At 44.2% G+C, this 14,516-nt stretch carries 12 protein-coding genes and 2 tRNA genes; 8 read left to right on the top strand and 6 right to left on the bottom strand.

Features of this window, described 5'->3' with window-relative positions:
- The first annotated feature begins 58 nt into the window (after positions 1-58).
- The gene (locus tag BMZ72_RS23400) at positions 59-784 is read left to right on the top strand and encodes a YoaK family protein (RefSeq protein ID WP_089812119.1); all 726 of its coding nucleotides are present in this window, start codon (positions 59-61) and stop codon (positions 782-784) included.
- Between the two features lie 182 nt (positions 785-966).
- Here the strand turns inward: BMZ72_RS23400 and BMZ72_RS23395 are convergent, their stop codons facing one another.
- Entirely contained in the window at positions 967-3,414 is a 2,448-nt protein-coding gene (locus BMZ72_RS23395) for a glycoside hydrolase family 2 TIM barrel-domain containing protein (RefSeq protein ID WP_089812118.1), read from the bottom strand.
- Between the two features lie 185 nt (positions 3,415-3,599).
- Here BMZ72_RS23395 and BMZ72_RS23390 point away from each other — a divergent pair.
- The 4 genes from BMZ72_RS23390 to BMZ72_RS23370 all read left to right on the top strand — a co-directional run bounded on the left by BMZ72_RS23390 (position 3,600) and on the right by BMZ72_RS23370 (position 6,108).
- Positions 3,600-3,673, top strand: a tRNA-Pro gene (locus tag BMZ72_RS23390).
- A 78-nt stretch (positions 3,674-3,751) separates the two neighbouring features.
- A tRNA-Pro gene (locus BMZ72_RS23385) sits at positions 3,752-3,825 on the top strand.
- Between the two features lie 74 nt (positions 3,826-3,899).
- Positions 3,900-5,141, top strand: a complete 1,242-nt coding sequence (locus BMZ72_RS23380; RefSeq protein ID WP_089812117.1) for an AAA family ATPase — start codon at positions 3,900-3,902, stop codon at positions 5,139-5,141.
- Between the two features lie 451 nt (positions 5,142-5,592).
- The gene (locus tag BMZ72_RS23370) at positions 5,593-6,108 is read left to right on the top strand and encodes a hypothetical protein (RefSeq protein ID WP_089812115.1); all 516 of its coding nucleotides are present in this window, start codon (positions 5,593-5,595) and stop codon (positions 6,106-6,108) included.
- Between the two features lie 10 nt (positions 6,109-6,118).
- Here BMZ72_RS23370 and BMZ72_RS23365 read toward each other — a convergent pair whose 3' ends face one another.
- The 3 genes from BMZ72_RS23365 to BMZ72_RS23355 all read right to left on the bottom strand — a co-directional run bounded on the left by BMZ72_RS23365 (position 6,119) and on the right by BMZ72_RS23355 (position 8,095).
- The gene (locus BMZ72_RS23365; protein ID WP_089812114.1) at positions 6,119-6,649 is read right to left on the bottom strand and encodes a hypothetical protein; all 531 of its coding nucleotides are present in this window, start codon (positions 6,647-6,649) and stop codon (positions 6,119-6,121) included.
- Positions 6,650-6,723: 74 nt separating this feature from the next.
- A complete protein-coding gene (gene msrA, locus BMZ72_RS23360) occupies positions 6,724-7,230 on the bottom strand; it encodes a peptide-methionine (S)-S-oxide reductase MsrA (RefSeq protein ID WP_089812113.1) in 507 nt (168 codons plus the stop codon).
- Between the two features lie 103 nt (positions 7,231-7,333).
- A complete protein-coding gene (locus BMZ72_RS23355) occupies positions 7,334-8,095 on the bottom strand; it encodes a response regulator transcription factor (protein WP_089812112.1) in 762 nt (253 codons plus the stop codon).
- A 114-nt stretch (positions 8,096-8,209) separates the two neighbouring features.
- Here BMZ72_RS23355 and BMZ72_RS23350 point away from each other — a divergent pair, with 114 nt between their 5' ends.
- Positions 8,210-8,860: a DUF1349 domain-containing protein gene (locus tag BMZ72_RS23350; protein WP_089812111.1), complete on the top strand. Its 651-nt coding sequence runs from the start codon at positions 8,210-8,212 to the stop codon at positions 8,858-8,860.
- Positions 8,861-8,939: 79 nt separating this feature from the next.
- Here BMZ72_RS23350 and BMZ72_RS23345 read toward each other — a convergent pair whose 3' ends face one another.
- Entirely contained in the window at positions 8,940-9,230 is a 291-nt protein-coding gene (locus BMZ72_RS23345) for a hypothetical protein (protein ID WP_089812110.1), read from the bottom strand.
- Between the two features lie 219 nt (positions 9,231-9,449).
- On the opposite strand from BMZ72_RS23345, the gene BMZ72_RS23340 reads away from it, so the two are divergent.
- A complete protein-coding gene (locus BMZ72_RS23340) occupies positions 9,450-12,284 on the top strand; it encodes a TonB-dependent receptor (protein WP_089812109.1) in 2,835 nt (944 codons plus the stop codon).
- Here BMZ72_RS23340 and BMZ72_RS23335 read toward each other — a convergent pair.
- On the bottom strand, positions 12,253-13,098 hold the full coding sequence (locus BMZ72_RS23335; protein WP_089812108.1) for an SIR2 family NAD-dependent protein deacylase: 846 nt from the start codon (positions 13,096-13,098) through the stop codon (positions 12,253-12,255). The two genes, BMZ72_RS23340 and BMZ72_RS23335, sit on opposite strands and share 32 nt — an antisense overlap.
- A 112-nt stretch (positions 13,099-13,210) precedes the next feature.
- Between BMZ72_RS23335 and BMZ72_RS23330 the strand changes: the two genes are divergently transcribed.
- Positions 13,211-14,479 (top strand): erythromycin esterase family protein, encoded by a 1,269-nt coding sequence (locus BMZ72_RS23330; protein WP_089812107.1) that lies wholly within the window; start codon positions 13,211-13,213, stop codon positions 14,477-14,479.
- The last annotated feature ends 37 nt before the right edge of the window (positions 14,480-14,516 follow it).

The following is a 14,516-nucleotide window of genomic DNA, read 5'->3' as shown; positions in this document are numbered from 1 at the left end:
AAATACTGGCATTACTATTGTCCAGACCATCAACAATATCAAACCCCGAATTATTTATATGTTACGTGAAATCCCCGGGCAGCGAAGCCTGAAAAAGAATCTGATGCTGGCGTCATCAACGGCCTCGGTGGCGGGCATGACAAATGTGGTGGGTGTGATTGCCTTTTTATCTTTTGTATCCAATATTACCGGCCATGTTGCTACACTGGCTGGTAAGATCACTGAACAGAATATGGCAGAAGTATATACAGTTGCATATTGGTTGTTCATGTTCTTTTTCGGGGCTTTTGTCTCCAATTTTATTGTCAGGTCCTTCGATTACAAGAGCACTTACTTTGCGCATGGTATGCCTGTGCTGCTGGAAATCGTGATCCTGCTGGGTGTGGCGATCTATGGGAATGATGTGTATAACGGGAGTGAGTTTCAGCGGGAAGCAGTTACCGGCGCCGTACTGTTTTGTATGGGGCTCCAGAATGGATTAGTATCGAGGATTTCTGGTGGGTTGATCAAGACCTCCCACCTGACGGGGATGGTGACGGATCTGGCGTCTGAATTGTCCGAACTGGTGCATCCGCATGCGGAAAAGACGCGTGCACTGAAGGAAAAAATCTACATCCGGCTGACGGTAATAGGGTTCTTCATTGCAGGTGGGATTTTGGGAGGATTGTTATTCAACCTGATCGGTATGGCTACTTTTTTTGTTATACCGCTGGTGCTGATCACGATACTGCTATATGATGTGTATCCGGTTATATTACACCGGATGTTGAAAAGTTTTAAATAGTGATGTTCAGCTGCGGTCGGTTGTGGAGTTATTCCTGTTAACTTGTTCTTTGATGTAATAATGGTTTGATGCCGCTTAGATATTTATTATCCTTCATTCATCCTTCGTTCATATAACGTAGGATGAACGAAGGATAGTAAAACATAAAACCGGGAATTCTCCATTCTCAGAAAGAGAAATTACTATTTCGTTTTAATGTCAATTTTAGCCGTTTTCAGCCCCTTGCTTTTTACCTCGACTCTAATATTGCCTGGTTGCTCGTTTGCCCGTAAAATGACCAGTGCCTGCCCTTTATAGCTATTTATGAGCGGTTGCTGAAAGCTGGCCGGACAGTCCGGACATGCATTCCCTGCACCAGCAAGGGATCCATTTCCACTGATACTGATCTGTAGCGGTAAATTGGCGTCAGGAACAACCCTGCCCTGATCATCGGTCACCTCTACCTTCACATAGGCCAGTGAACCATTACCGGCAGCAATTTTAGTGTGATCCGCAGTAAGTCTGATCGCAGCAGGCGGATTGGCGGTTGCAATTGCTTTAACACCTACTTCATTGCCTTTGGCGTCATAGGCAAAGGCCGTTAACTGACCAGGTGCATAAGGCACGTCAAAGGTGACGGTCAGCGGTGTACTGTCAGAGACTTCTTTTGTAGCGACCCTGAAGTCATTCAGGATCAGGTCAATTTTTCTGGCACGTGTAAAGACCCGTACCTGCATATTTTTTCCGTTCATACCCCGCCAGGTCCAGGAGTCGGATTCATCCGGCCATCCCCATCGGCTGACCTTTTCTTTTTTCCCTTCGGGGATAGGAGCGTGTACCAGCATTTCTACCGGACTATTCCGCCATACCACATCACGGTAAAAGGATTGTGGTTTTTTATTGCCGATAAGGTCTATATCGCCGCAGAAGGCATTGATCCAGGGGAAGGTGCGTCTACCCTGGCCTGTGCCGGTGTAGGTGGAATGTCCGATACCGGCTTCTCCGAGATAATCCATGGCAGTCCACACAAAATCACCAATGACAAACGGGAGTCCCTGTACCTGGTTCCAGGTGTCGTAAAGATCGGCGGGCAGTGTTTCTGTACCCACCATCACGCGGCCGGGCACACGTCTCTCATCGAGCGCATAATTTTTCCACTGGTAGTTGTAGCCAGCGACGTCCAGCAGGGCAAATACCGGGTCTGCTGCCTGCCATTGATAGGGACGTTCCCAGAATTCGGGCACTGCCTCCGTGATGGCACGGGTTGTATCATACCGGTGTACGGCGCTGATCATTTCGTGGGTGATGGCGAGACCTTCTTTATCAGCCCTTTCCGGAATTTCATTCCCGATGCTCCACATGATGATGGAAGGATGATTTCTGTCGCGCAGTAAAACGCTGCGGAGGTCCTGTTGCCACCATTGTGGAAAAAAGCGGTGATAATCCTGCGGATGTTTCCGTTCTGTCCACATATCGAATAGTTCGTCGATGACGAGCATACCCAGGCGGTCACAGGCTTCCAGGAATTTCTCAGATGGTGGATTATGACTGGTACGGATCGCATTGAACCCGTTTGCTTTCATGAGTTCTACTTTCCGTTCTTCTGCCCGGTCAAAAGCAGCAGCACCCAGAAGACCGTTGTCGTGATGCAGACAACCGCCTTTCAGCAATAATTTTTGTCCATTGAGCAGGAAGCCTTTTGTTGCGGAGATACTGATCCGCCGGATACCGGTGGCGTAGCTCAGCATATCCAGCACCTTTTCTTTGGCCGTTTTAACGGTGTCAGACAGCGTTATTTCGGTTGTATAGAGATAAGGCCTGCCGGGAGACCAGAGCGCCGGATTCAGCACCGTAAGCTGTTTTATGAAGGATACAGTGTCTTTTGCTTTTAGCTGAATAGACTGCGCGGCCGTCGCAACGACCTGACCACTGCTGTCCCTGAGACTGATCTCGACTATTCTACCTGCATCCCGCTGACCAATAACAGCTGCTGATACCTGTACGACGGCTTTAGCCTTTTCTGCTTCCGGGAAAGTGATGAAAGTGGCTTCCTTTACCAGTTGATCGGCCGGTAATACCTCCAGATGCACATGGCGGTAAATCCCTGCACCGGTATACCAGCGGGAATTGATTCCTTCATTCTTCACCCTGACGGCCACGACATTCTTTTTGCCCGGCGCCGCCAGATAAGGTGTCAGATTGTAGGTAAAGGGCGTATACCCATAAGGGTGATTACCCAGATGATGTCCGTTTATCCAGACGTCGCTGTCCATGTAAACGCCTTCAAACCAGATGGCGACGGTTTGTCCGGCGGGAATAGCCGGCAACGCAAAAGACTTTCGGTACCAGCCCGTCCCCCCTACGACATAAGCACCATGTTCCTGTGTCGCACTATACTTGTAAAAAGGGCCGATAATGGTACTGTCGTTCTGTCCGGGAAGGTCTTCAATAGCCCAGTCGTGCGGCAGGTGGAGTGTTCTCCAGCCTGTCTCCGGGAAGTCTGGTTTTTCTGCTCCCGGCAGACTGTCGTTTTTGAAAAGCCAGTTATCATCGAGTAACTGCTCACGGAGTAGCGGCAGTTTTTTTGTTTGTCCATAGGAGGCTAAAGAGAGCAGCAGGCTGCCCGTTAGCAAAAATTTTTTCAGACGCATGAAATTTGATCTTTTTCTTTGTCAGCAAGCCTTTGGGCTATTTTTTATTAAGCGTACCGGAAAGTTATTTCAAAAAATCTTATATTTTTTCTGAAAGTTTTTTGGCTAAATCAAAAAACTGTATACCTTTGCAATCCCAAACATCGAAAGCGATGGCAACAAAGCAAAGATGTTCAGTCGGGTCTCGGGGCGTAGCGTAGCCCGGTATCGCGCCTGCTTTGGGAGCAGGAGGTCGCAGGTTCGAATCCTGCCGCCCCGACTGAAAAAGAAAAGGATAACAGCAATGTTATCCTTTTTTATTTTATAGAGGGCTATGAGTTTTGAAATGTGAGAAATTCGGGGCGTAGCGTAGCCCGGTATCGCGCCTGCTTTGGGAGCAGGAGGTCGCAGGTTCGAATCCTGCCGCCCCGACCGGAAAAAAGGAGATCAAGAGATTGGTCTCCTTTTTTGTTTTTGGTATATTTGATTAGTTCTAATTCAAAGGAATGGAAAAAGTTAGCATCCAAAATTTTGCAGGGATTAAATCGATGGACGTTGAGTTTAAGTCTATCAATATTCTTATTGGCCCTCAGGGCAGCGGAAAGAGTGTCACTGTGAAACTACACTACTTTTTCAGAAGTTTCTTTCATGAGCTGGAAAGGAACATCATAATAGGAAAATCCAAGCGTGAACTTGATCGTAGACACAGAGAAAAGTTCATTACATTTTTTCCAAAGGAAACCTGGCCTAATGGCAATTTTAAAGTCAGTTATTCTGTTAATGGATTTAATATCTCTTTAGAGCATTTGAATAATCAAATTAAGTTTGACTATTCAGAAAACTTAAAAAAGGCAATTAGCCGAATAAGGAAAGTGTATGCAGATGAAATAGAGAAATTAGCTGAAGAAGGAGCACGTCCACTATTAAGAGGATTTTCCCTACTCATGCAAATAAGAGAATTGATAAGAGCGGAGTTGGGTGATTTTTCAATTCATACACAATTTTTTATACCAGCAGGAAGAAGCTTTTATGCAAATATTCAAAAGAGTATCTTTTCATTGTTAAGCGACAATACCACTTTAGATCCTTTTCTTATTGAGTTCGGGGTTGAGTATGAAAATTTAAAGCGGTCTTATGATGATAGCTCTTTGGATAAAGCTGCTCAGAAAGAATTCGATAATATTATTCTGGAAGTATTGAAAGGGGATTATGTAAGCGAGAAGGATATTGATTATCTGTTACATAAAGATAAGCGTAAAGTGGAATTGTCGAAAGCCTCCTCCGGACAACAGGAAATCTTACCATTGATAGTTGTTTTGAAAGCGTTGCATAACGAACAGTTGTCGGTTGGAGGAATTACTATTTACATTGAAGAACCAGAAGCACATTTGTTCCCTAATGCGCAAAAGGCGATAGTACAATTACTCGCCCGGGTATTCAATAATAATTCCAGTAAGTTTCAGATTATTGTCACTACACACAGTCCGTACATTTTATCTTCTTTTAATAATTTATTAGAGGCAGGAAGATTAACTGAATTGAAACCTGAAAAAAATAAGGCAATTGCGAAGATTGTGCCTAAAGCCGAACAATTGAAGCCTGGTTTGCTGACTGCATATTCCGTAAATAATGGCAAAAAGGAAAATCTTATAGATCAGGAAACTAATCTAATCACTCAGACCGTGTTAGACAGTATTTCTAACGATATAGCAATTGAATTTGGGAAACTTTTAGATATTGAGTTTTAATGGAAAATTGCAGGTTAACTTCAAAGAATAAAATTTTTACTTTCAAAGAACAAAGAAGTGAGCTTATCCTAAAGAATATTGATGAAGTGGAATCCACGAAAGTGCACGTTGATGGATGTGAGATTACTGATGGTCTGAGATGTGATTATCTACATTTAGCCAAAGAGCTTGAACTTTATATCGAGTTAAAGGGCCAGGATTTAGAACACGCCAAAAAACAACTTGAACGTACAATAGGCATATTAGGTGCAAAAAACAAACAACAAAAAAGGGTTTGTTATATTATCTGTACGAGAAGTCCCCTAGCCTCTACGCAGATCCAGGAGTGGGATCGCGAGTTCAGAAAGAAATTCAATTCAAAATTGGTAGTCAAAACCAGTCCATATACAGATACCTATTGATGATATCATTCCTGTTTTTTGTCATTTGAATACTAACGCTTAATCCCTTCATGAAACAATCACTCCTTCTGTTATCCACACTCATCCTAAGCTTCCAGTGCACCCTTTCCAGCACCACCAATGACCAGCCCTCAACCGACTCCCTTCAACTAACCGACACCATCATTCGCCAAAACACACCCCTTCACAAATATATCGATTCCGCTATCGTCATCACCGATACCTCCGCTATCGAACTGGGCCAATTCACCTTCTCCCATGGCAACTCAAGTGCAAAAGAAATGATCAATTCCCCTGTCTGCAAACAATGGAGACTTGATTCCGGAATAATCGTAAAAATCCTCAGACACTTCAAACCCATCGATAGGATAACCCTGGACCTGTCTTTCGATAAACTACCCTGTGAACTATCTGGTGAAGTGAAAATAAGTGGTGTACCTTATAGTATGACGATCAATGCAGGTTCTTACTTTATGTTAATAACGACTGATACGACTTATCTATTCGCTGATGATAAGGATAAGTTTCTAAAGTATTTCCTTTCAGGACAATATAGAGGAGAATAAGTACCGCCGCTCACTCCCATACATACCCTTTCTCCGTCAAAGTTTTTGTGTCAATATCATATGTAAAAGGTACAAATACATCTTCATAATAGCCCGTGTCTGTCATGGCCAGACCGGTTATAATGCTGCCTTCTACAGTTACGTCTTTAAAGTCCCAGAAAGAAATAGGGCCTGTATTCCAATGTGTGCCATCGGGGTGTATAATACTGAAATGACTTGTCTCCTGTAATACAATACGTCCATCTTCCATTGGAATGGCATTTACATAATATTCTCCAAAAGACGCCATTGGTAATGTGTTATCTGGATGCATCATATAACAGATCCCGCCTGCAATGACAAGTATATGTTCCGAATCTCTGAGAGGCAACACAGCATTAAATTTTGTTGATCCCGGGGCAAAGTTGCCTACCCATTCCGTTCCGTCTGTTTTAAAGAATCGCACGGGAAAACCCGCGGAATAGTAAGGGGCACCGTTTTCAGTAACGGCAATTGGCATAGGGCCATATGGCGGTAGGAATTCAAGTATCTCGTAGCGCATAAAGTACAGCGATAAAAATAGCCTGTATAGCGTCTTATTAACACCATACAGGCTCTAATTTATATAAAGTCAGGTTATTTACCTTCTGAAGTCGCTAATTGCCATTCCGGGCGGATAAAGTGACAGGTATAACCGAAAGGATGTTTCTGCAGGTAATCCTGGTGTTCTTCTTCTGCGTCCCAGAAATCAGATGCAGGTACTACTTCTGTCACTATCGGATTCTTATAGATGCCGGCGGCATTCAGTTCTTTGATCAACTCAAGCGCTGTCTGCTGTTGCGCTTCGTCAAGATAGAAAATGGCAGAACGGTAAGAAGTACCGATATCATTCCCCTGCCTGTTGCGGGTGGTAGGGTCGTGAATCTGGAAGAAGAATTCCAGCAACTTCCGGTATGAAAGTACATTCGGATCAAACTCAATTTTTATCCCTTCCGCATGACTACCATGGTTACGGTAGGTAGCGTTAGGTACCTCTCCCCCCGTATAACCTACTATAGTTTTGCTTACTCCGGGCAGTGCACGGATGAGCTCTTCTACACCCCAAAAACAACCACCGGCGAGTATTGCAGTTTGTATTGACATATAATCTATTTTGACTGTTAAGCGCATCTTTTGTGCCAGATCGTACTGGCCGTCATTTTAGCAGAAACAGGTGTTAAAAGGGGCTGTTTTGTCAGGAAATCCCTTATAACAACTCGATAGCTTCAGCGATCCGGCAGGCCTCTATGGAGTTCTTTACGTGCAGTTTTTCCAGGATATTCTGACGGTGCCGGCTAACGGTGTTTACGCTGATGGACAGCTGGGTCGCTATTTCCTTGCTGCTTTTACCATTTTTGATCAGCTGTAACAACTCTTTTTCCCGGAAAGAGAGGATCTTGCTGAAGCGTTTGTTATCTGTCGTGATCACCTTCCCCGTACTGGTATTGACGATCATTCCCTGGTATTGGTCACCGGAATGCGGATTACCGGCGAAATTGTACAGACATAGCGCCAGATTGATACTCCCGTTGCTATTGCTGTGCAGATAGAACATCCGGTGCTGGACGGGAACATAGTCGCCGTCAGCGTCCTGCATCTGTAAGTAACTGTTTACCTGATAATCGCAACGTTCTGCAACAGGTACACCACCAACCAGATGGAAGAATTTCAGTTCCAGTAAATGCTTTTCCAGCAAATGATCTGGCTTGATCCGGTTAAAGATCTCCCCTTCCCAGATGGAATCAATCTCCTTCATGGCAGGATGTGCAGCAATGCCCAGTGCAGGGGCTATCTTGCCGGTATAGATGTAGCTTTTATTGTTCTGAAGATCGCTTAAAACGCTGATGGCATTTTCAACCCGGGCATACATCGCAGCGATCGACTGGCAATACGCCAGTGCAGCTGCCGTATCCTGACCGGCAAAATTCTGTTGCAGCAGATTGGTATTGAGTTTCTCTAATACATTCATCTCTAAAGTATGGTTATTTTTAACCATTGTGCGTTATCTGGCGGGACTCTACCTTTGCGAAGGTAACTATTAAACATGGTTAATTGTCTTTCAAAAACTTATAATATCTAATAAATGAAGAGAATCATTTTAGGGCTGCTCATGATCACCGGTATGCAGGCCGCTTCCGCGCAAACGCTTGAGAAAATGCAATGGTATAACGAACCTGCTGAATGGAAGATCAATAATAAAACATTTACCATGTTTGTTACGCCGCAGACAGATTACTGGCGTATTTCCCACTACGGATTTACCGTTGATGACGCGCCGTTCTATTACACCACCTATGGCGGAGAATTTGAAGTGAAAGTAAAACTCACCGGAAATTACAAAGCCAGATTTGACCAGATGGGACTGATGATCAGAACAGATCACCAGAACTATATTAAGAGCGGTGTGGAATTCGTAGACGGCAAACTCAATGTCAGCACCGTTGTAACACATACAACGAGTGACTGGAGTGTTACGCCGCTGGATAAAGTACCCCCTTTCATCTGGATCAAGGCAATCAGAAAACTGGACGCCGTAGAGTTCTACTATTCATTCGATGATAAGAACTATATCATGACGCGTAATGCGCCTTTACAGGATAACCATCCGGTAATGGTGGGACTGATGGCAGCATCTCCCGACGGACAGGGATTCGAAGCTAAATTTGAAGAGTTTACAGTGAAACATCTCCCTGATCAGCGTCGTGTGACCTGGCTGAAGAATCACGCAGAATAATAAGAATATCTACTCAGCATAATGAGTAAATAAGCCGTCCACCGAAAGGCAGACGGCTTATTTTTTTCCTCAATACCTTTTAAGGGTGCGTGTATAACTGATATACCAGCGTACCGGAAGGAGGTACTCCGAATCCGCCATCAGTATACCCCAGCGCTACCAATGTGCCATTTACGGGATTGGTATCTGCATCACTCACAATTTCAGCATTTGCCAGCGTACTCCAGGCGACAAACTGACCGGAAGGCGTGTACCAGGCATAGTTCACGATGGCAGGTTGTACTTGTGGCTCCTGCTTTGGTGAAAATGAACTGAACAGCAATAAGAGCGTAAAAAGCGGCAGTGAAAGAAAGGCTTTCATGTTTTTCATGTGTAGTCATATTAACGATTAACAAATAGGGGGTATATCCTTTTAAAGATAACAAACAAATGATGAAAAGTCACTGCTTTTTATCCGCTTACTCAGGCGTGAAAACGTTGCCTGTCCTAACCGTTTAATAGTCATTCAGATCTATTAACATGCTCTTAGCATTTTTTGCAGTAACTTAAAGTGCAAAGGGACTAATAACCTAACATTTCCTGTACCGCCTTGAAAGCCATTCTGAAATATCTGCTTACCATATGGCTTACTGTGCTGTGTGTGTCTGTAAAGGCACAGCAAAAAGATTCATTGTCTGCCGGCAATGTATCGGGGATTACTTTTGACTCTACTCATAATTATGTGCTCAAAAATGCGAGTATAACGATCTATAACCTTAGAAACGAATTGCTTGCATATGGTCTTAGTAATGCACAGGGCGAGTTCTCCCTGCCCAAATTACCATTGGGACAAAACTTCAAACTCGTCATCTCCTATCTTGGATATGCCACCTGGTCTAAAAACCTGCGGCTTGACACGGAAAATCCTGTCACCGACCTGCATTATATCAATCTGCTGCCGGAAAATACTGCGCTGAATGAAATCGTCGTCAGGGCTCCTCCTCCTGTACGTATGAATGGAGATACCCTGGAGTTCAACGCAGACGCTTTCTCCCTGGATAAAAATGCAGTTGCAGAAGAACTGCTGATCCGCCTGCCGGGTGTTGTAGTATGGTCGGATGGTACGATTACAGCCAACGGAAAGACAGTATCCCGTGTACTGGTTGATGGTAAACCGTTTTTTGGAAATGAGGCCGCCATTGCGACGCAGAACATCCCTAAAAACGCCATTGAAAAGATACAGGTCTATCAGAAGACCAGAAAGGAGGAACAGGCAAATCCGCATGATTCCATCCCTGAAATAAATATCCAGCTGAAGGATGATATGCATGAGGGACATTTCGGTGAACTCTCCGCAGGATATGGTTCCCGCAAGACCTATGAAAGCAGCATGAATATCAACTTCTTTTCTCCGCGTAATCAATGGGGATTATTTGGTATTGCCAATAATGTGAATAAAACAGCAGGTGGTATTACTGACCTGTTATTAAATAGTGCTTTTAAGAGTCTGAAAGGGGATATTGATAATCAGCCGGACTTTGGTAAAAGCGGCCTAAATCAGTCCCTGGGCGCCGGCGTATTCTATCACCACGACTTTAAATATGATGGTGGCAGGCCCGCATTTATGCCTACTTCAATGGGGGCAGATTATTTCCTTAAACGAGATAGAAATAACCACCTGACCGATATCAGTAGTCTGACCACCCTGGGACCAGATAGTGCGATCCTGCAGAAAAGTAATGTCACGGTTAAAGACAACCAGATCAACCAGCAGCTGAATATTCACCAGATAGAACTGCTTTCCGGAAAGAACATAGAACTGGCCATAAAGCCTTCTCTGGCTTACACGACCTATGACAATGTTACCAGTAGCCATGCCAGCAGTTTTTCCACTAAAACCGGTCTGCAGAGTATGAGCAGTGTAGAGTCTGAAAGCCATGCACGGAATACGCACCTGGCCATCAATACGAGGTATTCTCACGATCTGGATAACAATACGTCCTTATCAATGGCCTATTCCATTGATTATAACCATGACGAAAGCAACAGGTACAGCAAGTCCATTTTTACCTCTCTGGCTGATGCCAGCGACAATCAGCACGTAGAGCGAAAAGCCCTTAATACAAAATCCGATGTGAGACACCGGATGGATGCTGCCTGGAGTAAACTGGCGCCATTGCTGTTTGGACGTGGCAACTTCCTTTCTACTGTGCATATCGATGTGGAAAATGAGCTGGAATATTCTTCACAGGTTTCAGATAATATCGCCCTGGACAATGATACGACTGCCAAGAATTTCATACACGACCCCTATCTGACCTACCGGAGCCGATACAGGATCGTCAATGAAAATCCTGCTATCCGTTTTTCCCGGACATTTGAACGTACACTGGAAGATAAATACACAAAGTCATTGTCTGTTTACCTCAATCTGCAGGAACAGTTCTTTATACAACAGAACACCTCTTCTCATGCTTTTCAGGAGTTTGAACGGAACTACCAGCGTTTCGTTCCTTCTGTCAGTTTATCGTATGTAAATGAGCAGTTCAACCGCTTCAGCAATAGCTATCATCTGGCCTTTAAGCGGTCCTTCGAGTATGCGACAGTAGATATGTTATATCCGATAGTGGATAGTACCAATTTTTATTACCTGACGGAAGGCAATCCGGACCTGACGCCCGCAGAAACAAAAGAGTTTAATTTCCGCTATAGTCACAACAGCAACCGTATTGAGTATGGTCTCGTGGTGACCGCCATTACAACAGACAATTTCTTTGCGGGTAGTTCCTATATCAATGAAAATGGGACTACCATCACCAAAGCGATCAACCTGGATGGCCGGCGTAGTATAGAACTGCGGGGAGAAGTGCAGAAACCTCTGAAACTGAAAAATGGCGATCAGTTACAGATCATGGAGGAACTTTCCTTTATCCGGTCACATAATCCGAATTACCTGGTGCGGAATAATGAACAGCAGGATGTAATGAACATCTCTTATGCGAGTCAGCTGAAAAATAAGATCACGATTTACTTTATCCACCTGGATAAACTAGCCCTTAATCTCTCTCAGAATGCCCGTTATTACCTGTCGAAACAACGCGGACTGAATGATGCCCGTGTCAGTTCGTATGAGTACAATACTACACTGAGTGGTGGTTATACGCCTACCAAACGGTTTACCATCAGCAGTAATGTAACCAGTAATACGGTAGTCTCATCTGCCGCCGAACCGCTTACCTTTACTATCTGGAACCTGAGTGCTGCCTACCGGCTCCTGCCGGGTAATAACCTGGAGCTGAAATTTTCCGCATTAGACCTGCTCGGACAGAACCGGAGCATCAGTAACTACGGTAACAACTATGTATTGACACAGGAGTCTCATAATGTGCTGAAGCAGTATTTTATGCTGACACTCACTTATTTTCCCCGGAAGTTCGGGAGCTGAAAAACTCCACAAATTCCGGCAGTATATCACTGCTCTTTCCCTTTAATACGTAGCCGTTTTTCTTCTCTCTGGCTATATCTGAAAAGTAGTTATTGTTCGGGTTAATGTCAATGATCATACCCTGTCTGCTTAATACCGTTTCTGTTATTCTTCTCGGCAGATTTGTAGCGCCGGAAGTGCCGACGATCAGCAGTAAACCGGTTTCTTTTGCTGTACGGAGAGAACTGTTCAGTTTATAATGCTTTTCGTCATAGTATTCGTCAAACCATAATACATGCGGACGGAGATAATGACCGCATTTAGGGCATTTCAGCAAGGCAATATGTTCTGCTGTCAGTTCCTGTCCTTTTTCAAAAGGGATGTCTGGAAAGGGATAGAAATCCTTGCTGCATTCATCTCCACAGCGAGATTTATCCAGTGTGCCATGGATAAAATAGGTCCTTTCCGGAGAGGACAATGCCTTCGTATGCAAACCATCTACGTTCTGGGTGATCAGTTTAAAACGGTCGCCAAAAATGTCTTCCAGCTGTTTAATGGCAAAGTGTCCCACGTTAGGTGCAGCCATGGAACAAATTGTATTACGGTAAAGGAACCATTTCCATACTTCCAGAGGCTTCCGCCAGAACATTTCATAGGTCCCCATATCCTGTGGGGTGTAGTTTTCAGAGCCTACAGTCCAGAAACCATCCTTATCTCTGAAAGTCGGGATACCGCTATCAGCAGAAAGACCGGCGCCGGTTAATACGGTCAGTTTTCTCTGTGTAGACTGGAAACGGGCAAGAAGTTCCTGTAAGGCTGGATCTAAATAAGTCATCGTTTTCGGGCTAAAATTGAACAATCAGTACGGTAAGGTAGCATAAATATTAATAATTTATGAAATCCGACGAGCGCATACAAAAGCGGCCCCTGTCAACGTTATTGCTGCTATGAAGAAACTATCCCTGCTATCCGCTATTATTTGTTTATCCTTGTCCGTCGCCAGAGGGCAGGCGGAAATCGAAAAGTATGTGAAAGAAAACACCGCAAAGATCACTGCTATCTCCCCGGACGCCACTAATTATGAAGATCTCGCTGCTTTTGGTAACGCTATTGGCAATGCTCGTGTGGTAATGCTGGGAGAACAGGACCATGGTGATGCGCCTGCTTTTCTGGCTAAAACCCGTTTGATCAAATATCTCCATGAAAAGAAAGGCTTTAACGTGCTGGCCTTTGAAAGTGATTTTTTTGCCCTGAATTATGGATGGGATGAACTGAAGAAACAGGGAGGCAGTGTGGATTCCTTCATAAAAAGCAGTATTTACCCTTTATGGACGGCCTGCTCCGCCTGTAGCGATCTGTTTTACAATTATATTCCTGCCTCACAAAAACAGGACACACCTTTACAATTATCCGGTATTGATCCTCAGATGGGGCTCGCTTACCCTTCACGAGTACTGGATAGTCTGATGAGGGGCTGGCAGCTCCCTGTTACCAGAGATACGGCTTATCAGTCAGCAATACTGCCTTTACTGAAAAGCTGGGGGATGCAGTTGAAAGATACCGCTTTGAACGGACGGTATGTGCGTAACCTGGAAAGAATCAGGCGTGAACTGAGCCAACAATTGCCAGAGAAAGACTTCTGGCTGTTATATATCGACAATCTGATCGCATTGAATAAATCAGGTACTGCAAAGTCTTATTATGAAAGGTTAGGCGCACGGGACAGTCAGATGGCGGTGAATCTGGAGTGGCTGCTGCGCAATAAATATCCTAATGAGAAGATCATTGTATGGGCACATAATTACCATGTTTCAAAAGATTCCTATAAATATAAAGATCCGGCTATGGACGGGGCAAGTACGATGGGTAGCATATTCACCGGAAGTTTTACAGATATAGAAACCTATATCCTGGGATTCACTTCTTATGAAGGGACTTCTAAAAGATTGTATATAGGGAATAAGAAAGTGGAAAAGCCATATAAAGTAGACAAACCAAGGGAATACAGCTTTGAGAACTGGATCAACCGGGAGTATGAATTTGCATTTACTGATTTTAGGGCATTTAATGCTCAATGGCCGCATTACAGATGGCCATTCTACCTGTCAGGTGCGGTAAAAGGCAACCTATACCACAAGAACTACGAGGCATCCTGGAATAACATTTTCGACGGAGTTTTCTTTATCAGAAAGATGTACCCCTGCGAAGAATTATAATAAATAAGCAAAAAGGCCACATCAGATCTGATGCGGC

The sequence above is a fragment of the Chitinophaga sp. YR627 genome, from assembly GCF_900114995.1.
In the GTDB taxonomy this organism is placed as follows: domain Bacteria; phylum Bacteroidota; class Bacteroidia; order Chitinophagales; family Chitinophagaceae; genus Chitinophaga.
The sequence above is the reverse complement of the archived record's forward strand: the minus strand, read 5'-3'. Positions and strand labels throughout refer to the sequence as shown.